Here is an 18,142-nt window from a genome sequence, read left to right as displayed (position 1 = left end):
GCGAGGTCGGGCTTGCTGCGGTACCACCCCGCGGGCCGGCCGAGAAGGCGTCCGCCCCCTCAGACGAACCGCACCCCGATCTCCCTGCCCTCCTGCCGGGCGGTCGCGCAGGCGTGGCGGCGCCCGTCCTGGTCGATCACCAGGGTGAAGCCGTCGGGAACGGGCACCTCGTCCCGCAGGTGGATCATCGCGCCGCTCGTCGAGAGGTTGCGAACCGTGCAGGGCTGCAGGCGGCCCCTGCCGAGGTCGATCGTCGCGGCGAGGAGGACGCGGGTGCGGCGGTCGGAGCGGCGCTCCTCCATGCCCACCGTCCAGTCGTCGAGGCTCATGCTGATGCTCGACACGCCGTTGGCGGCCTGGCGCATGCTGCCGAGGATCGCGCCCGTCGACTCGCTCTGGCGGACGGTCGAGGAGGCCACCTCGTCGACATGGGCGCTGATCGTGCCGATGGCGGCGGTGATGGAGCCGAGCTTCGCGGCGACGTCGGTCGAGGCGCTCTGCATGTCGGCGATCTCCGCCGAGATCCGGCCCGTCGCCGTCGTGGTCTGCGTCGCGAGGCTCTTCACCTCGGCGGCGACGACCGCGAAGCCGCGCCCCGCCGCGCCCGCGCGCGCCGCCTCGATGGTAGCATTGAGGGCGAGCAGGTTGATCTGCTCGGCGATGCCGGTGATCAGCTGGACCACGCTGCCCATCGCCTCCGCCGCCGCGCGCAGGCGCAGGGTCGAGGCGTCGGCCTCGTGCGCCTGGTCGTGGATGTCGTCCACCGCGGCCTTCGAGCGCACCATGCTCCCGGAGATCGACCGAGCGGCGACGTCCATCGCCTCGGCGGCGTCCGTCACCGTCTGGACATTGTCGAGGGTCCTCTCGGCCGCGTCGACCGCGACCTTGCGGGCCTCCATGCTGGCGGTCACGTCGGTGGCGAACTTCACCACCTTGGCGAGCCGCCCGTCGGGGTCGAAGACGGGGTTGTAGCTCGCCTGGATCCAGACCGAGCGGCCGTTGCGGCCGAAGCGCTGGAACATGCCGGCGATGAAGTCGCCCCGGCGCAGGCGCTCCCAGAAGGCGGCGTATTCGGCGCCCTTGGCGTAGTCGGGCTCCACGAACATGCTGTGGTGCCTGCCCCGCACCTCCTCGGCCCGGTAGCCGACCGCGGCGAGGAAGTTCTCGTTCGCGTCGAGGATGCGCCCGCTCGGATCGAACTGGATCACCGCCTGCGAGCGGTTGACGGCGGCGAGCTGCCCGGCGGTGTCGGCGTTGGCCCGCTTCTCGGCCGTGATGTCGGTCGCGTACTTGACGACCTTGAACACCGTCCCGTCGAGGTCGCGGATCGGGTTGTAGCTCGCCTGCAGCCAGATCTCGCGGCCGTCGCGGCCGCGCCGCTTGTACTCGCCGGTCCCGTACTCGCCGCGCCGGAGGGCGGCCCAGAAGGCGGCGTAGTCCGGGCTCTCCGCGTAATCCGGCTCGACGAACATCCGGTGATGGCGCCCCACGACCTCGTCGGGGCGGTAGCCGACGGCCTCGAGGAAGTTCCGGTTCGCCGACAGGATGTTGCCGGCAAGGTCGAACTGGATCACCGCCTGCGAGAGGCCGATGGCGTCGGTCTCGCCGCGGAACTCGGCGTCGAAGCGCTTCTGCGCGGTGATGTCGGCGGCGAACTTGACCACGCTCACGGTCCGCCCGCGCCGGTCGAGGACCGGGTTGTAGGTCGCCTGCAGCCAGATCCGGCGCCCGTCCCGGCCGACGCGCTCGTACTCGCCCGACTGGTACCGGCCCGCGCGCAGATCGCGCCAGAAGGCCTCGTAGGCCTCGCTCCCGGCTTCGCCCTCCAGGACGAACATCCGGTGATGGCGCCCGCGGATCTCGTCGAGGCCGTAGCCGACGAGGGCGAGGAAGTTGTCGTTCGCGTTCAGGATGGTTCCGTCGAGGGCGAACTCGATCGTCCCGAGGGACCGGTCGATCGCCTCGACCCAGGTCCGGTTGATGGTGGAACGTCGGGAGAGATTGCCCAGCATGACTGAGAACGGCCTCGGTAGGTGCTCGGTTCGAGAAATGCCGGGGAATGGTCAAGAATGACTTAACACCGGCCTATGCTGGTGAAACGTGCAGAATTCCGGAGTTCATCCAGTGTCAGTTGCGGTAAGTCTGGCCTATTCACGTGCTTGAGCAATGGAGGCAATTCTCTCCTTCGGTCGGAATGGGGTCCCGTCCGGCACTCGACGGCCCGGGCGGTTGGATCGAACCCTGCGCACCATCGCGTCAGGAGAGCCGAAATGCTGCTCCGTTGCGTGGGCGAAAGGCCTGTTTCTGTTCAAGTCAGCGGATCGGATCGCGGGTGTTCTGATATTGAGGCCACAAAGGCTTTATAGGTGCTGCGATAGACTCGGTGCGATCAGATGAGACTCCGAGTTATTCCGAGATGTTCGCAGACGACAGGCGCGGCAGCATTGCCGTCATCCTCGCGCTCGCGCTGCCCGTGCTCCTCGTCGGTGCGGGCGGGTCCATCGAGGCCGCGCGCGCGGTCTCCTACCGGCACCGCCTCGCCAGCGCGGTCGAACTGACCTGCACGCAGGGCCAGGCGTTCCTGACGATGCGCAGAACCGCGGATTTCGAGGCCGGCGCGCTCACGCGCGACTACCAGCGCGAGGTCGACGACATCGCGGCGCGCAACTTCGCGGCCAAGGACCTCGGCGACGTCAAGCCCGTGACGAGACCGAGCTACACGAACCTGCATGTCGAGGCCCGCGCGAGCCTGCCGCTGGTGTTCGGCCGCGTCCTGAAGGCGGACAGCGTCACCGTCGCCGCGAGCCGGGACTGCCCCGTCGAACTGGTCGCGAGCAGCACCAAGCCGGTGGTGCTCATCTCGGAATCCTTCGAGCGGCCGAGTCACGGCGTGAACTACAATGATTGGAGCGTGCTCGGAACGGGGTTGAACGGGCGGGCCTGGAACGGCTGGACGACGCAGGGCAGCGGCATCGAGATCAACGGCCAGCGGGAATTGGCGAGCAACTCGATCCGCTTCGGCGACTTCTTCGCCGAGCTCGACAGCGACTGCGGATATTGGTGGGCGGCGGGCGGCGGCTCCGACTGCCACACGAACTCGACCATGTCCCGGACGATGAACCTGACGCAGGGCGATTACCAGATCCGCTACTGGTACATCGCCCGCCTGCGCGATCCGGCGCGGCCCGGGCAGCTGATCTGCGGCACGAAGGGCAGCGATGTGGATTGGTATCAGGTCGACGGGCAGACCAACCGCATCGAGGTCTTCGTCGAGAAATCCGGCCACTACACGTTCGAGGCCGGAAACATGGTCGATGTCTGCGTCCAGGCCGACACCTGGACCGAGCGGGTGATCAACTTCACCGTCAAGGACGCCTCGGAATACCGGATCAGCTGGCGGGCAGCGGGCCGCGAGGATGCCTATGGCGGCCTGATCGACTACCTCCGGATCTGCCGCAATGCCTGCCCGCTCTGAGGCCGCGGGGCCTGTCCGCTCCGAGGCCGCGGGGCCTACCCGCTCCGAGGCCGCGAGCCCGTTCCGGCGCTTCGGCGCCTGCAGGCGGGGCGCTTCGGCGGTCGAGTTCGCGCTCCTCGCCTGGCCGCTAATCGGCCTCGTCCTCGGCATCCTCCAGTACGTCGTCGTCGAGTATGCGGGGGTTCTCCTCAGCGACCGGCTCCATATCTCCGCCGGCAAGCCGGAGACCGAGCTCCTGCTCGGCGACCGGGCGGCCTACCGGGCGCTCGTGTGCGGGAAGATCGTGGTCGTGCCCTCGGCGACCTGCCGGGCGCGGCTCGTCCTCGAACTGGCGCCGCTCTCCGCCGGGCCCACGGCGCCGACGCCGGTCACCGGCGCCACCTTCTCGGCGGGCCTGCCGAAGGAGGTCATGCTGCTGCGCGCGGCCCTGCCGATCCCGATCGTCATCCCCTTCGTCCCGGCGGTCACGGTGCGATCCTCCGTGGTCTACCGGAGGACGTGATGGGCGCGCGGCGGACGGGTTGGCGCGCCGGCCTCGCGAGCCGGGAGGGGGGGCTCGCGGTCGAGTTCGCGCTGCTGGCCTCGATCATCCTCCTCGTGTTCGGCGGCCTGATCGACCTCGTCAGCCTCGTCGCGAAGACGCGGGAGATGGAGCGGTCCTCGACCCACGTCGCGGCGATCCTGACGAGCTGCCCGCGCCAGGGCAGCGACGGGTGCCTGAACCGGACGATGCAGGATTACCGCGACCGGAAGGCGAACGCGCTCCTCGGCCTGCCCGCCTCGGCCACGGTCGGCATCGCGCAGATCTCCCGGGTCCGGGGGGCGCTCAACGTCTGCTCCGGCCCCATGACCTATCTCGAGACCGAGGTGGCTGCGCGGGCGCTGTCCGTGCTCGCGGACGGGGACACCGCGATCGTCGTCGTGATCCAGTCGGATCACCGGACGCTCCTGCCCGGCATCGCGCGCCTGTTCATGAGCCGGACCGACAGGACGCTGCGCCGGTGGACGATCTCCGTCTACGACAGCCAGGCGGTGAGCTGCGGCGTGTCGTGACGCGACGGCGCGGTCACACCCGCGCGGCCGGCTGGCTCGGGTCGACGAGGTAGCCGAGGCCGCGCACGGTCTGGATCAGGTCGACGGCGAGCTTCTTGCGCAGGCGCCCGACGAAGACCTCGATCGTGTTGGAATCCCGGTCGAAATCCTGGTCGTAGAGGTGCTCGGTCAGCTCGGCGCGGGAGACCACGCGCCCGGTATGGTGCATCAGGTAGGAGAGCAGCCGGTACTCGTGGCTCGTGAGCTTGACCGGGTTGCCGTCGACGAAGACCCGGCCCGAGCGGGTGTCGAGGGTGACGGGGCCGCAGGTGATCTGGCTGGTGGCGTGGCCGGCGGTGCGGCGCAGGAGCGCGCGCACCCGCGCCATCAGCTCCTCCATGTGGAAGGGCTTCGTCACGTAATCGTCCGCGCCCGCGTCGAACCCGTCGACCTTGTCCGACCAGCGGTCTCGGGCGGTGAGGATGATGACGGGGGTCTTGATGCCGGCCCGGCGCCATTTCTGCAGCACGCTGACGCCGTCCGCCTTGGGCAGGCCCATGTCGAGGATGATCGCGTCGTAGGGCTCGTTCTCGCCGAGATAGCCGCCCTCCTCCCCGTCGAAGGCCTTGTCGGCGACGTAGCCGGCCTCCTCCAGGGCGTTGACCACCTGCCGGTTGATGTCCCGGTCATCCTCCACGACGAGCAGACGCACCTTGGCTCACTCCGTTGTCTAGTACTGCCCGGCGACCTGCCCGGTCTTGGCGTCGACCATGACGTGCACGAAGTGCCCGTCCCGGCGCAAGGCGGTCAGCATGTAGACGAGGCCGTCCTCGTGACGGCACAGGCTCGCGCGCTGGATTTCCGCCCGCGGGATCACGGTGCGGGCGGCGCGGATCGCCGCCACGGGCTCGATCACCCGGCGCTCGGCCACCGCCTCGCGCAGGTCCGCCGGGGCGAGGCAGTTCTCGCTGCGGGGCGGGGGCGCGCTCTGCACCGCGTTGAGGCGGGCGGCGGGCTGGTTCGTCTCCTCGGCGAGCGTGCCGAGATCGCCCGCGGCGACGGCCGCGAGCGTCAGGCAGGCTGCGAGGAGGGCGAGGGCGTAGCGCATGGGCAGGGAATCTCGGCCCCGGGCACTGAATAGCCCCTGAATACCCGCGCGCCCAGCCTGCCACGATTGCGCGCGCGGCTCGGGTCGCGGGGACGGGGCGGAGGCGGGCTCGGGACGCGACGATCTCATGGGCTGCTACGGGGTTCCGGCAGGTCTTACGGCCGAGGCGGCGTCCGGTTCCCGACGGGCCTGTGGGATGTCAGGGATCGGCCGGGCAGGTCTGCGCGCGGCGTTCGAGGCTCGCCCGCAGCACCGTGCGGATGAGGCCGTGGCGCTCGACCTCATCGAGGGCCGCGCTCCGCAGCGCCGCGGCGGACAGCTCGAACCCGCGCCGCGCCGCGCGCAGGCGCCGGGCGGCCCGGTCGGCGCGCCGGGCGGCCCGGCCGCGCGGCGGGCGCGTCGTCAGGGGCGGGGCTTCCGTCATCGCGGCCTCGGCGTCGGCTTGGCGCTCAGCGGGGCGGCTGGCGCAGGGCGGCGACGAGGCGCAGGATCTCGTCGAACTTCTCGCGGGCGCGCTCGTCGCTGCGGTCGGCGCCGCGGGCGATCTCCGCGACGAGGCGCGAGAGATCCTCCAGCACGCGGGTGCGGCTCTCCAGCGCGGCGGCGACGGCGGCGTTGGTCTGGGAGGCCCGCTCCAGCGCCGTCGCGGTGGCGCCCGTGTCGCTGACGCGGGCCTCCAGGCTCCGGAGGTTCTCCCGGTAGAGGTGCAGGCAGGCGAGGCCGAGCAGCGCCGCGACGGCCCAGCCCGCCCCGCTCTCCGAGAAGAGCAGCCGGGCGGCCTCGATCGCGATTCTCTCCACGAGGCCGCCCTCCCGCCCTCCGGGCCCTCCTCCCTCAGGAGGCGGGGCCGCTTCCCCGCCGGGCCGCCTGCAGGGCGGGGCGGAGGGTGTTGCCCACATCCGCCTCCGCCTCGAGGGACAGGCTCCGGAACACCTTCTCGGCGAGGCCCTCGAGGCCGCCGGCCTCCCTCAGGAGCCAGGCGGGCGCCTGGTCCGCCGCGCGCTGCACCGCCGCCGCGATCACGGCGGAGCCGAGGGGCACGGTGAGGGTCCGGCCCTTCACCGCGCCCGCGACCGCGTTCAGCGCGTAATCCCCGACGTTGCGCACGAGGCGCTCGACGAGGGTGCTCGACACGAGGAGCCGCAAGGGGCCGGCGGCCCGGGCGAGCGCCGCCGTCGCGGCCGCCGCCGCGAGCGGCACCATCGCCGCGCCGGCGCCCTGAGCCGCGGCGGCGAGCGCGTCGCCCCAGGGCAGGATGGCGGAGGCCGGCCCGGCCGCGGCCAGGGCGGTCCCGGGCAGGAGGAGGGCGAGGGTTGCGGCAAGCGCGCCGCGGGTCGTGACGGGTCGGGTCATGGCATCGTCTCCGCTGGTCGAGGGGGGCGTCAGCGCCGGCCGAGGCGCGCCCGCAGGCGGCGCCACAGGCGGGCGAGGGGGGAGGCGGGTGTCGGGGAGGGAGCGTCGGGCCCGGCCGCGTCGGCGGGGGCGGCGGCGATGCGCGGCACCGTCCGGCGCGGCGGCGGGGCGGCCGGACGCGGGACGGGGGCCGGGTCGCCCCGCCGGGCGCGGGGCTGCGCGAGGGCGTAGGGCGTGCGGAACTGGTCGGCCTCGGCCTGCCGCCGCGGGATCAGCTCCGGCGGCCGGTTCCACAGGAGGATCGCCTCGGCCGCCCCCTCGCGGTCCCCGGCGCGCAGGCGCCGCACCACGGTCGAGCGGCGGAAGGCGTCGGTCCCGATGTTGAAGCAGAGGGAGACGAGGGCGTCGAAGGCGTGGTCGGGCAGGCCCGGCGGCACGGCCTCCCGCACGGCGGCCTCGAAGCGGGCGACGTCGCGGGCGAACAGCGCGTCGCAGGCCTCCTCCGTCAGCGTCAGCCCCGGCGTCACCCGGGGCGGCCCCGCCGCGGAGGTGTGCCCGACCCCGATCGTCCAGATGCCGGCCGAGTCGCGGTAGGCGGACAGGCATCGTCCCTCCCGCGCGATCAGAACCGCGCGGCCCGTGGGGGTGAGATGCATGGGATGTCTCCGGGTTCGGGCCGTTGCCAGGGGGCTCGCATGCGGACCGAGGCCCTGTTCGCCGATGCCGAACGTGTCATCGAGGCGCGGCGGCCTGAGGCTCGCCCCGCGGAGGCGGCCGGGGACAGCGGGGGTTCAGGCCCCTCGCGTCCGCTCCAGCCAGCCCCGCAGGTGGTTCGTGTAGTGCCGGATGAAGGCGTGCTCGGACCTCGCCGGATCCGAGCAGTTCCAGGCGAGCGGCAGTTCCGCGAGCGCGTCGGCGTAGGGCCGACGCTTCAGCATCCAGATGACGTGGCCGTTCTCGCCCTCGGACGTGACGAAATCCTCGGGCGGAACGGGTTCCTGCCGGTGGGCGAGGCACGCCTCGAGGAACCGGAGGGCGAGCCCTCCCGCACGCAGGAGCATGACACCCGAATTCGGCCTCCCGGAGATCCCCTTCACGCAGAAGATGTCGCGGTCAGGATGGCTTGCGAGGAGGTCCATGAAGGGAGGGCAGGTCTCCGATATCTCGGCATCCGCATCGATGAGGAGGACATCGCGGCCCTGCCGCAACAGGCCGACAGCGGCCTCGAGCTTCGCCCATTTCGGGTGGAGGGGCGAGCGCGACGGATCGATGACGCGGTGCTCGTAGGCGTGGCGTCGGCAGTAGGCGGATTGAGCGTCGATGCAGAAGCGCCAGGTCCGGGCGTAGTCGGGCGTCGCGACCGTCAGAGCCACCGGTCTGGGCTCGGGCGTCGCGCCGGTGGGATCGCCCATCGACCAGAACAGCTTCCGGTAAGGCGCCGCTTCGCTGGCCGGGACGACGCAGGACGCCGTATCGCGACGGTCCCTGAGGAGCGCGTTCGCGAAACGCTCCTCCAGCGGCCGCTCGTAATCGTCGACGAAGACATGCGTCCCCCGGTCGGCGAGGCGCGACGCCCAGTGGATCGCGACGGCGCGTCCCGGATCCAGCGGCCGATCGCCGGGCGGAGCGTCGACCAGGATGACGTCCCAGGTGAGGGCAGCGAGCGAAGTGAAGGCAGCGAGCTCTTGGGGGCCGGGAAAGGCGTCCAGCGCCTCCAGAGGCAGGTCGGTGCTCGTCGCGACGCTCAGCCCGAACGTCGGCATCGCCTCGATGCGGGCACCCGGCAGCCGCGGGCGCATCGCCTCGATCCGATCCGGCGAGGACTCGCAGAAGACGGTCTCCCCATCGCCGTTGAGGGCGAGCCAGAGCTCGGAATCGTCGCTGATCCCGAAGACGAGCAGCCGGCACCGGGGCGCTCGCGAGCGGATCGCCGCCCCGATCGCCTGCGACGGATACGGAGAGAGCTGCATCGCCGGCCGGAGATGGGCGCGGTACTGATCGAGGAATCGCAAGCCTGCACTCCGGGCTCGGTGCACCGTGCATGTCTAGAATGTCGTCCGGGTGAGCGGGAAGGACCCGCCTCACGGCAATTGCCGCCCGCTGAACAGCGAGTCCGCCGCCGCCACGGAGCCGTCGGCGCCGGTCAGGCGGGCCTGGACCTCGACCGTGTCGCCGGCCGCGAGCTTCAGCACCGTGGCGAGGCCGAGGCAGGAGACGCCGTCGACGAGGGGGCCGGTCAGCGCCGCCCGGCCCCGCCCGGCCGGCGCGCCGTTGCGGTAGAACTGGGCCTCGAAGGCGCTCGGCGCGCTCGTCCCGTTGCGCTTGTAGGCGAGGTTCGCCGTGAAGGCGTGCAGCCCCGCCTCGGCGGCCGTGAAGCGGTTCGTCGCCGCCGCGAAGGCGCCGTGATCGTTGGCCTCGGCCGTGTTGAACTGGACCCGCGTCCAGGTGCCGGCCGCGAGGACGTTGTCGAAGTTCGTCGTCGCTAAGAAGCGCGGCAGGTTGGTGAGCCGCCACCAGCGGGTGCCGTCATGGCCCCTGAAGGCGCCCGCACTCGAATCGAACACGATCTGCCCGGCCGCAGTGCCGAGGGCGGGCGCGCCCGCCTGGGGCTGCAATTCCAGGGCGCCGTTGGCGCGGAATTTCACCACCGAGCGCCGGCTCGTGGCGCCCACCGCCGTCGTCAGGAAGTCGAGGCCGGTGCCGTTGCCGGAGGCCGTGAAATCCTCCTCCGCGAAGCCGGTGAAGGCGACGACGTTGCTCGAATACGTGCCGTCCGGGCGCCAGCCCGACCCGAAGAAGCCGAAGAAGCGGTCGAGGGCCCTGATCGGCGCCGGGGCTCCGGGCACGCCCCGGGCGACCTGCGCGACGAAGGTGGCGACCGGGGGGACGGTGGCGCCCGCGTCGCCGCCGAAGCTGTTGAACTGCACGTCCTGCGTGACCACGCCCGGACCCGAACCCGAGCGGAGCGTCGTGAGGTGCAGGCCCGCCACCGGCGTCGCGGTCTGGCCGAGGCCGAAGCAGCCGCTCGTCGGGTGCACGCTGAACCCCTGCGCGTAGGCCGTCCCGTCGGCGCTGACCTTCAGGCCGACGAGGTCGTTGCCGAGGAGGCCGAACAGGGCGCGGGTCTGGTAGCCGCTCTGGAGGACGAGGGCCGCCTCCTCGGTGCTGGAGCGTCGGTTGAGGCTCACGCGCATGTGGCCCGAGCCCGGCGTGACGTCGTCCCAGGAGAACAGGGCGGCGTCGGCCTTCACGGCGAGCCGGTTCGCCCCGTCGGCCCCCGTGTTGATGCCGAGCCGGCCGAGATTCTGCAGGCTCTGGATCGTCGTCCGCAGGGGCGCCCAGCCCGCGGCCCCGTAGAGGTAGAGCTCGCCCTCGTCGGCGAGGTAGGCGAGCCAGCCCGGCCTCGGCTGCAGCCCGATCCAGACGCCGTCCTCGAAGCGGGCGATCTGGCCGGAGAGCCCTGCCCAGGCCCCGGTCGGGTTCGGGGCGGCGAGGAGGTAGCGGTCGCCCTCGGCCGGGTTCGGCGGGGGGGCCGTGCGGTCCTTGTCGAGGCAGGCGAGCTGCACCAGCGCGTCGAGGAGGGTCAGCGCCTCGTTGTGCGTCACGTGCTTCTGCGCCTGCGCCGCCGCCAGCAGCGGCAGGGCGAGATGGCGGGTCGTCGTCATCGGGATCTCCGGGATCTCGGGGCGGCCGGCGGCGGCACTGTCGCAGCGCGGGGTCACGCGCGTTCCGGGGGGACCCGGGGAGGGGGCGATCTCTCCGCAGAGGTCGCATCCCTCACCCGGTCCGCTCGCGCGGGCTCGGACCTCTCCCGGACGGGAGAGGCGGGTGTCCGGACGGGGTCAGCCCGCCCGCACGGCCACGCGGGCGCGGAGGGGGGCGCCGCGGCCGGCGACCGCGCCGACCTGCGCGACCGCGACCTCGATCTCGCGCTGCGGCCCGCCGAAATCGGTGGCCTCGTCGGCGCTCGGATAGAGGAGGCTCGGCTGCGAGGCGGCGAGGCGGCGAGGCTGCGCAGGAGGCGCCCGTCTGCGGCGTAGAGGTCGAGGCGGTAGCTCTCCGCCGCCTCGTCGAGGGGGATCTCGACGGGCTCCCAGGCATCGGCCGCGCGCCGCGCCCGGCGGATCCACTGGAGCCGCACGCCCCCCGCCTCGCGGCGCGCCCGCAGGCCGACCGGGCTCAGGGGGCGCAGGGTGGAGAGGCCCGCGCTCGCGTCAATCTCGGTGAAGGCCGCGTCGCCGGGGTCCCGCGCGGCCGGGCCGATCCGGTAGCGGAAGGCGCGGCCCGCCTCGTCCAGCCGCTCGACGAGGGGCACCGGGGCGCCGTCGTCGAGGCGGACGATCCAGCTCCCCGCCGGCGTCACCCGCGCGGCCGCCGCCTCGCTGCCGGAGAGCCCGCGCAGGAAGCGCGACAGCCGCCAGGTATCGCGGCCGATCAGCTCGGCGCCCGCGGCGGAGAGGATCTCGACCGTGCCGTCCGGAGCGACCAGGGCGAACAGGTTCCGGCCGGAGAGCGCCGCGCGGTCGTCGACGGCGCTCAGGGCCGCGCCGGGGCGGAAGGCGGCCTCGAGGCGCGCGCCCCGGTCGAAGCGCCAGAGCGGCCCCGGCGGCAGCGCGGTCAGCGTCCGCCCGAGGCAGGCCGGATACTCCACGATCCCGTGCAGGGCGAGCGGCGCCCCGGCCCCTTCCGCCCGCCAGATGGCGACCTCGCCCGGCCAGGGCGTCGCCGCCACCGCGAGATATTGCAGGACGGTCGGCTCGCCGCGATCCACCGGCAGGTCGAGGAGGACGGCGAGCGGCGGCCCGGGCAGGGCGGGGGGCGGCGGCTGAGCCCGCGCCGTCTCGCGCCGGGGCGGGGCGCCCGTGCGGTGCAGGGGCACGGCCCGGGTCTCGATGCGCCGGCCCGCCGGCCCGTCGTCGATGCGCAGGATCCGGTGCGGGGCGCCCGTTCCCGGCAGCGCCACGAGGTCGCCCGGCTCCAGGGCGAGCCGCCGCGGGCTCAGCCGGAAGGCGGCCGTGTCGCGGGCGGCGAGCCCGGCATCGAGCAGCCCCTCGGCCAGGGCCTCGGCCTGCTCCCGCCGCGTGACGATCGCGGCCTCCAGGCGGATCTCGCGGCCGCGCCCGGCGCCACCGCGCGCGGCGGCGGGCGCGGCGGCGGGCGCGGCGGCGGGCGCGGCGGCGGCCGCGGCGCGGCGGTATTCGGGGCTCTCCGCGTCGGTGAAGCCGATCTCGATGCGGGCGGGCAGCGCGCCGTCCTCGGCCCGCACCCGCCGCAAGGGCGCTTCGTCGTCGGTGCGCACGAGGTCGTCGGCGGACATCGTCTCGGCGGCCTCGCGGCGGGGGCCGCGCACGCGCAAGGTCCCCGCGACCGCCGAGACGTCGAGGCCGTAGAGCTGCGCCAGCGGCTCCAGGGCCGCGCGGGCGGAGATCGCCCGGTCGATCACGTAGCCGTCGAGATGGGCCGAGGCCGCGATGTCGAGGGGCGCGGCGATGCCGAGATCGGCGAGGATCGCGGGGATCAGCCGGTCGAGGTCGAGCCCTTCGACGCGCCCCGTGATCCAGTGGCCGAGGGCCCAGTTCGGCGCGTCGGCCCAGAGGGTCGCGCAGTCCGGGAAGGCCGGGAAGGGCCGCGCGTCCCAGGCCCAGACGAAGATCGCCCCCGGCGGCACCATCGGCCCGCCATAGACCGGCGAGACCGGGTTGTGGGCGGGATCGAAGCCCGGCACGGCCGCGTCGAACCGGCCGAGGATCGCCTCGAGGCCGCGGGCCTGGATCAGGTCGTCGCGGGCGCCGCTCGAATGGGGCGGGGCCGCGTTCTCGGCCGATTTCGGGTCGGGGAAGACGTTCGGCCCGTTCGTGCCCTTGTCGACCGCCGGCACCCCGACCTCGGTGAGCCAGATCGGCTTGCTCCGCGGCCGCCACGCGGTCGTGCGGGTCTCGACCCCGCCGTCGCGCTCCACATGCGGGTTCGACCACCACGCGACGAGGTCCTTCGCCCGGTAGATCCAGGGCTTTCCGGCGGCGCCGTCGGTGATCGGGGTGCGCGCCTGCGCCTGCCGCGCCGCCTCGTCCGCGTAGTACCAGTCGAAGGCCTCGCCCGCGCCGAGGCGGCGGCGCAGATAGGCGCGGTCGTAGATGTCGGGCGCCTCGGCGAGGTCGGCGTGGCCCGGCCCGTCGCGCCAGTCGGACAGGGGCGGGTAGAAGTCGATGCCGACGGCGTCGAGGCTCGGGTCGGAGAAGAGCGCATCGAGGGGGAAGCGGACGCTGGCGCCCCCCTCGCGGACATGGGCGCCGTACTCGGTCCAGTCCGCCGCGTAGACGAGGGCGGCGCCCGGCAGGCGCGGGCGCACGGTCCGGGCGAGGTCGCGCAGGGCCTCGACGGCGGGGTAGCGCCCGCCCTCGCCCCGCACGCGGGTGAGGCCGACGAATTCGCTGCCGAGGATGAAGCCCGAGATCGGCACGCCGCCCGCCGCCCAGAAGGCGGCGAGGTCCGCGTAGTGCAGCACCATGCGGCGGTAGCCGGACGGCCCGTCGAAGAAGGCGGCGACCTGCGCGGCCGCCGCCGCCGTCCCGTCCGGGCTGCCCGCGACGCCCGGCGCCGGGTCGCAGGTGATGCGCCCGCGCCAGGGATAGGCCGGCTGGTGCGAGCCGCCCGGATCGCGCGGGTCCGGCAGGGCGTTGCCGGCCGGCACGTCCATCATCAGGAACGGGTAGAGCACGACCTTCAGCCCGCGGCGGACGAGCTCCGCGACGAGGCGCCCGAGCCCGGCATCGGACGGGGTGCCGCCATAGGCCGGGCCGCCGTCCGGCCCCCGCGAGACGATGCGGGCGGTGCCCCGGCGGGAGCCCGCCACGCTCCAATCCGCGCCGATCGTGCGCCTCGTCCCGTCCTCGACCCGCGGCGCCACGGTGCAATGCCCGGCCCGGAGATCGTCCCCGAACCAGGAGACCACCACCGAGACCCGTTCGAGGCGCGGGCAGAGCGCCTGCAGGGCGTCGAGGGAGGCCAGCACGTCGGTCGCCCCCTGGAGCTGGACGCGGTTGGCGGCCCGGCTCGCGCCGAGGCCGAGATCCTCCGTGACGGGCAGCGGGTCGAGCCCGGATTCGGTGGCGCCGGGGATCAGGTTGACGGCCCGGATCAGGCGGCCCAGCCCCGCCACCGGCCGCACCACCTCGAAGGCGAGCTGCGGGATGCGGTTGCCGTAGGCGGCGAGCGGCATCGCCTCGAACACGACGTAGGCGAGGCCGCGATAGGCGGGGGCGTTCTCCGCACCCTCCTTCGCGACGATCAGCGGGTCCGGCGCCTGGTCGGCGCGGCCGGTATGGACGCGGTGGGTGAGGGTCGTGAGGTCGACCTCCTGCCCGTTCGCCCAGACCCGGCGCACCAGCGCGATCTCGCCCTCGCAGAGGCCGACCGCGAGATTGGCCGAGTAGGCGTAGGTGGTGCGCAGGGTCTTGCCGCCGCCGCCGCCCTTGGCGCCGGAGCCGCCGCGCTCCACGCTCTTCGTCGCGACCTCGAGGGGCCGCGTCGCCCAGATCAGCGTGCCGCCGATGCGGGCGCGGCCGTAGACCCTGGGCACGGGGTCGCCCTCCGTCGAGGACAGGCCCGCGAGATCGGCGAGCCGCGGCCCCTCGACCTGACGCGGGCCGGAGCCCGGCCCGAGCAGCGCCCCGTCGATCGCCCCGCCGGCCGCGGCCCCGACCACCCGCCCGATCAGCCCGCCCACGGGGCCGCCGAGCGCGGTGCCGAGCGCGGCGCCCGCCGTGGACAGGATCAGCGTCGCCATGGCGGGCTCCGGAAGGACGATTCGTCTCAGGTGTCAGGGATCGCCGGTTCGGCTCTCGGGCGCCTCCGGGAACCGGAAGGCGTGCGCGAGGTGGCGCCGCCACCAGCGGGTGAGCGCCACCTCCGCCACGGCCGCCCCGTCATGGGCGTGGATCATGGAGCCCCGCCCCGTGGCGATGGCGCAGTGGCGGGCGGGCAGGTGCGCCCGGAAGGCGAAGAGCAGGAGGTCGCCGGGGGCGGGCTCGTAGCCGGGGCCGATCGGCACCGGGAGGAGGTGGCGGGCGGCCGCCTCCGCCAGCGGGTCGGTGCCGGGGGCGGCCGATTCCGCCCAGGAGGCCGCGTAGGGCGGGGCGGCCTCCGGCTCGGGGCCGAGGCATTCCCGCCAGACGCCCCGCACGAGGCCGAGGCAGTCGCAGGCGACCCCTCTGAGCGAGGCCTGATGCCGGTAGGGCGTGCCGATCCAGCCGCGCGCCGCGGCGACCACCGCGTCCCTCATGATCATTCCTCCCCCTCAGCCGGCGCGGAACAGGCTGCCGCCGTCGAGCGGGGGGCCGGCGGCTTGGCCGGTCCCCTGGCCCCCGGCCTGGCGCAGCACGAAGTCGTTGCCCGGCAGGTGCGGGAAGCCGCGGAAGTTCGGGGCGTTCCGGTAGCGCCCGGCGCAGGTGGCGAGGCGCTTGTCGCAGCCCGGGATCAGCGTGAAGGCATCACCCGCCGCGACCGCGCGGGCCGGCACCTCCCGCAGGTCGAGCCGCGTGCCGGCGCGCCCCGCGACCTGGGCCCGGATATCGGCGGAGAGCCCGGCATTGGCGCCCCCCGTCCAGGCGAGGCGCCCGCCCGGGAAAGCGGCGTCCGGGAGGGGGCCGGAGAGGCTCACGAGGAGGCTGCCCCGCTCCGGCTCGCCGATCACCCGGCCCGCGATCCGCAAGGGGCCGAGATCGACGCCGCAGCGGGCGTCGCCGAGGTCCGCGTCGCAGGTGGCGCGGAAGCTGCGGCCGCGCTCGGCGTCGAGGCGCTCCATCAGGCCGCGGAGTTCCGCCACGAAGGCGTCGCCCGCCCGGCGGATCTCGCCGAGGCTGGCGACGTCGAGGAGGAGGCGCGCCTCGGGCTCCGCCCAGTCGACGAGCCAGGTCTCGACGGCGGCCCCGTCGTAGAGCCCGGCGGCGATGTCGGCCTCGGTGAGGCCGAGCGCGGTGAGCGCCCCGGAGACGTCCCCGCCGGAGACCGCGAAGCCGAGCTCGGCGCTGGCCTCCGCCGCCGCGAGGCCGGTGCGGGCGGCGTGCACGAGCCCGCCGAGGGTGAGGTCGCGGTCGTGGTCGGTGAAGCCGAGGCGCAGGCCGTCGCGGCGCGTCAGCGACCAGCAATGGCAGAGGGTCGTCGCGCCGGAGGCGAGGCGCGCGGCGAGGGCGGGGGGGAGGTCGCGCATCGGCCGTCTCCGCTCAGGGCACGATCTCGACGAGGGGGACCTTCGGGATCTCGCCCGCCGTGAAGGCTTCGAGGTCGACCGTGAGGTCGTCGGTGTCGAAGCGGACGGGCACGTCGAACTCGAAGCCCGCGGTGACGGGAGCGCCCGCGGGCGGGGCGGCCCCGCTCGCGAAGGTGAGGAGGCCCGTCGTCGCGTCGCAGGCGAAGCGTCCCCGCGCCACCTCGAGGCCGGCCACCGCCACCCGCACCGTCTCGGCCACGGGCTTGGCGATGGCGCGCCGGTAGGGCAGCGGCCCGCCGCCGTAGGTCTTGGCCAGGGCGAAGGTGCGGGTCGCCCCGTCGCCGGTGCCGAGGGGCTGGTCGGTCGGCCCAATCGCCCGGCCCGGCGGTCCCGAGCGGAAATCGACCCGGTCGCGGTAGCGGAAGCCGTAGAGGCGCCCGCGCCGCTCCTCGAAGAAGCTCACGACCGCGTGCAGCGCGTCGAGGCTGCGGATGCCGAAGCCGGCATCGTAGCGGCGCCGGGAATCCGCCCAGCGGCTGTTGCGGTGCTCGCGGCCCGAGGCCAGCGTCACGATCTCGGTGAGCCGGCTCGGGCCGCCGCTGCCGCGCAGGGAGACGTCGAGGGGAAAGCGCACCTCGTGGAAATCGGCGGGCATGGGGACGCTCCGTGTCGCGGGACGGGTCCGGGCGGATGCGGGCTCACAGGGCGCGCCGCCCGCGGGCGACGGCGCGGGCGAGCTGGGCGGCGACCTGCGCCTCGGAGCGCTGGAAGCCCGCGACGTCGGGCGTCGCGATGTTGACGGTGATCGCGACGGGCCGCTGGCCCGCGCCGGCCGCGACGCCGAGGCGCCCGTCGCTGCCGCGCCTCAGCGGCAGGATCGCCTCTGGCCCCGCCTCGCCCATCAGCCCGGTGCCGTCGCGCATCGGGAAGTACGTGGGCGCGGCGACCACGCCGCCGCCCGCGAAGGGCCGGACCCGGCCCGCGGAGAGGACGCCGCCGCGGGCGAAGGCCGCCTCGCCCCCGAGGGAGGGCGTGCCGAGGAGCCCGTTCACGAGGCCGGTGATGCCCTGCTTCACCGGGTTCAGCGCCGCCTTGACGGCGAGGCCGGCGAGCTTCGCGGACAGCGAGCCGAGCAGGCTGTCGAGCTGGCGCCCCGTCCCGAGATTGCGGGCGAGCGCGTTCGAGAGGCTCTGCCCGAATTTCTGGGCGAGCCGGTCGAGGGCGTCGAGCTGCTTGACGCGGGCCGCGTTGGCGCGGTCGAGGTCGGTCTCGGTCATGGGGCGGCTCCGGGCGCGGTCTGCGGGCTTCGAGGGTCGAGCGCGGGTCCCCTCGCCCGTCCGGGAGAGGGGGCGCCTCGCGTCTCGGGCCGCGGCGCCTCGGCGGGGTGATGCGGGGCGCGCCTCAGGCCCCGTCCGGAAACGCCGCGAGGAGGCGCGCGAGGTCGGCGCGGCGGGCCGCCTCGGGGGGGCGCGCGGCGCCGGCGGCGAGCGCCAGCTCCCGCGGCGTGGCGGACCAGAGGTCCTGCGGGCGCCAGCGCAGGGCGTGGAGCCCGAGCGTCAGCGCGGAATCCCACGGGAAGGCGGGGATGTCTCCCCTCTCTCGGCCTCCCGTGGCGGGCAAGGGTCCGAGGTCGGATCCGACGATGAATCCGGCTCCCCGAAGGCGGCGGCGAGGGCCTCGCCGAGCGCCTCCGTCACCGCCGCGATGCCGCCCGCGAGCGGCAGCCGGGCGACGCCCGCATCGTCGATGTCGTGGCCGCCGCCGCGGAGCGCGGCGCCGAGGAGCGCGATGAGGTCGCGCGCGGCAAGCCGCCCGCCCGCGAAGCGCTCCGCGAGGCCGGCGAGGTCGGGGGCGCCGAGCGCCGTCTCCAGTTCGGCGAGCGCCCCGAGGGTGAGGCAGAGGGTGAGGCGCTCGCCCCCGAGGTCGAGCGGCACCTCGCCGCGGCGGCGGTTCGCCATGCGCGGGC

General features: G+C 74.4%; 18 protein-coding genes and 1 pseudogene. 3 read left to right on the top strand and 16 right to left on the bottom strand.

Annotated features, from left to right (window positions below; genetic code table 11):
• Positions 1-59: 59 nt before the first annotated feature.
• Positions 60-2,012, bottom strand: coding sequence for a PAS domain S-box protein (locus J2X36_RS20700; protein WP_310353290.1), 1,953 nt, complete (start codon positions 2,010-2,012; stop codon positions 60-62).
• A 404-nt stretch (positions 2,013-2,416) separates the two neighbouring features.
• Here J2X36_RS20700 and J2X36_RS20695 point away from each other — a divergent pair, with 404 nt between their 5' ends.
• Genes J2X36_RS20695 through J2X36_RS20685 form a run of 3 tightly spaced genes read left to right on the top strand, consistent with a single transcriptional unit; the run spans position 2,417 to position 4,528 of the window.
• Positions 2,417-3,475, top strand: coding sequence for a pilus assembly protein TadG-related protein (locus J2X36_RS20695; RefSeq protein WP_310353287.1), 1,059 nt, complete (start codon positions 2,417-2,419; stop codon positions 3,473-3,475).
• The gene (locus J2X36_RS20690; RefSeq protein ID WP_310353284.1) at positions 3,459-3,977 is read left to right on the top strand and encodes a TadE/TadG family type IV pilus assembly protein; all 519 of its coding nucleotides are present in this window, start codon (positions 3,459-3,461) and stop codon (positions 3,975-3,977) included. Before J2X36_RS20695 ends, J2X36_RS20690 begins: the two co-directional genes overlap by 17 nt.
• Positions 3,977-4,528, top strand: a complete 552-nt coding sequence (locus J2X36_RS20685; protein WP_132257144.1) for a hypothetical protein — start codon at positions 3,977-3,979, stop codon at positions 4,526-4,528. The genes J2X36_RS20690 and J2X36_RS20685 overlap by 1 nt, the downstream gene beginning before the upstream one ends.
• 13 nt (positions 4,529-4,541) lie before the next feature.
• On the opposite strand, the gene J2X36_RS20680 is transcribed toward J2X36_RS20685, so the two are convergent.
• From J2X36_RS20680 to J2X36_RS20610, 15 genes and pseudogenes are all read right to left on the bottom strand, one after another.
• Positions 4,542-5,219, bottom strand: a complete 678-nt coding sequence (locus J2X36_RS20680) for a response regulator transcription factor (protein ID WP_132257147.1) — start codon at positions 5,217-5,219, stop codon at positions 4,542-4,544.
• 18 nt (positions 5,220-5,237) lie between these two features.
• Complete coding sequence (locus J2X36_RS20675) at positions 5,238-5,615, bottom strand: PepSY domain-containing protein (RefSeq protein ID WP_132257149.1); 378 nt, start codon at positions 5,613-5,615, stop codon at positions 5,238-5,240.
• Between the two features lie 199 nt (positions 5,616-5,814).
• Positions 5,815-6,039 (bottom strand): hypothetical protein, encoded by a 225-nt coding sequence (locus tag J2X36_RS20670; RefSeq protein ID WP_310353278.1) that lies wholly within the window; start codon positions 6,037-6,039, stop codon positions 5,815-5,817.
• Positions 6,040-6,064: 25 nt separating this feature from the next.
• Positions 6,065-6,415, bottom strand: coding sequence for a hypothetical protein (locus J2X36_RS20665; protein WP_310353275.1), 351 nt, complete (start codon positions 6,413-6,415; stop codon positions 6,065-6,067).
• Between the two features lie 34 nt (positions 6,416-6,449).
• Complete coding sequence (locus tag J2X36_RS20660; protein ID WP_310353270.1) at positions 6,450-6,968, bottom strand: hypothetical protein; 519 nt, start codon at positions 6,966-6,968, stop codon at positions 6,450-6,452.
• Between the two features lie 29 nt (positions 6,969-6,997).
• Complete coding sequence (locus J2X36_RS20655; protein ID WP_310353268.1) at positions 6,998-7,624, bottom strand: lysozyme; 627 nt, start codon at positions 7,622-7,624, stop codon at positions 6,998-7,000.
• Between the two features lie 135 nt (positions 7,625-7,759).
• A complete protein-coding gene (locus J2X36_RS20650) occupies positions 7,760-8,980 on the bottom strand; it encodes a hypothetical protein (RefSeq protein WP_310353266.1) in 1,221 nt (406 codons plus the stop codon).
• 69 nt (positions 8,981-9,049) lie between these two features.
• Positions 9,050-10,633 carry a DUF2793 domain-containing protein gene (locus tag J2X36_RS20645; RefSeq protein ID WP_310353262.1) on the bottom strand — a complete coding sequence of 528 codons (1,584 nt, stop codon included), beginning with the start codon at positions 10,631-10,633 and terminating at the stop codon, positions 9,050-9,052.
• Between the two features lie 177 nt (positions 10,634-10,810).
• A pseudogene (locus J2X36_RS20640) lies at positions 10,811-14,754 on the bottom strand (glycoside hydrolase/phage tail family protein).
• Between the two features lie 33 nt (positions 14,755-14,787).
• Entirely contained in the window at positions 14,788-15,249 is a 462-nt protein-coding gene (locus J2X36_RS20635) for an NlpC/P60 family protein (protein ID WP_132254818.1), read from the bottom strand.
• Between the two features lie 15 nt (positions 15,250-15,264).
• Positions 15,265-16,176, bottom strand: a complete 912-nt coding sequence (locus J2X36_RS20630) for a DUF2163 domain-containing protein (RefSeq protein ID WP_310353259.1) — start codon at positions 16,174-16,176, stop codon at positions 15,265-15,267.
• A 13-nt stretch (positions 16,177-16,189) separates the two neighbouring features.
• Positions 16,190-16,831: a DUF2460 domain-containing protein gene (locus tag J2X36_RS20625; protein ID WP_132254820.1), complete on the bottom strand. Its 642-nt coding sequence runs from the start codon at positions 16,829-16,831 to the stop codon at positions 16,190-16,192.
• Between the two features lie 43 nt (positions 16,832-16,874).
• Complete coding sequence (locus J2X36_RS20620) at positions 16,875-17,453, bottom strand: phage tail tape measure protein (RefSeq protein ID WP_132254821.1); 579 nt, start codon at positions 17,451-17,453, stop codon at positions 16,875-16,877.
• A 124-nt stretch (positions 17,454-17,577) separates the two neighbouring features.
• Positions 17,578-17,796, bottom strand: coding sequence for a phage tail assembly chaperone (locus tag J2X36_RS20615; protein WP_310353255.1), 219 nt, complete (start codon positions 17,794-17,796; stop codon positions 17,578-17,580).
• Positions 17,733-18,134, bottom strand: coding sequence for a gene transfer agent family protein (locus J2X36_RS20610; RefSeq protein WP_132254823.1), 402 nt, complete (start codon positions 18,132-18,134; stop codon positions 17,733-17,735). Before J2X36_RS20610 ends, J2X36_RS20615 begins: the two co-directional genes overlap by 64 nt.
• Between the last annotated feature and the right edge of the window lie 8 nt (positions 18,135-18,142).

The organism is Methylobacterium sp. BE186 (assembly GCF_031457035.1).
Taxonomy (GTDB): Bacteria; Pseudomonadota; Alphaproteobacteria; order Rhizobiales; family Beijerinckiaceae; genus Methylobacterium; species Methylobacterium segetis.
The sequence above is the reverse complement of the archived record's forward strand: the minus strand, read 5'-3'. Positions and strand labels throughout refer to the sequence as shown.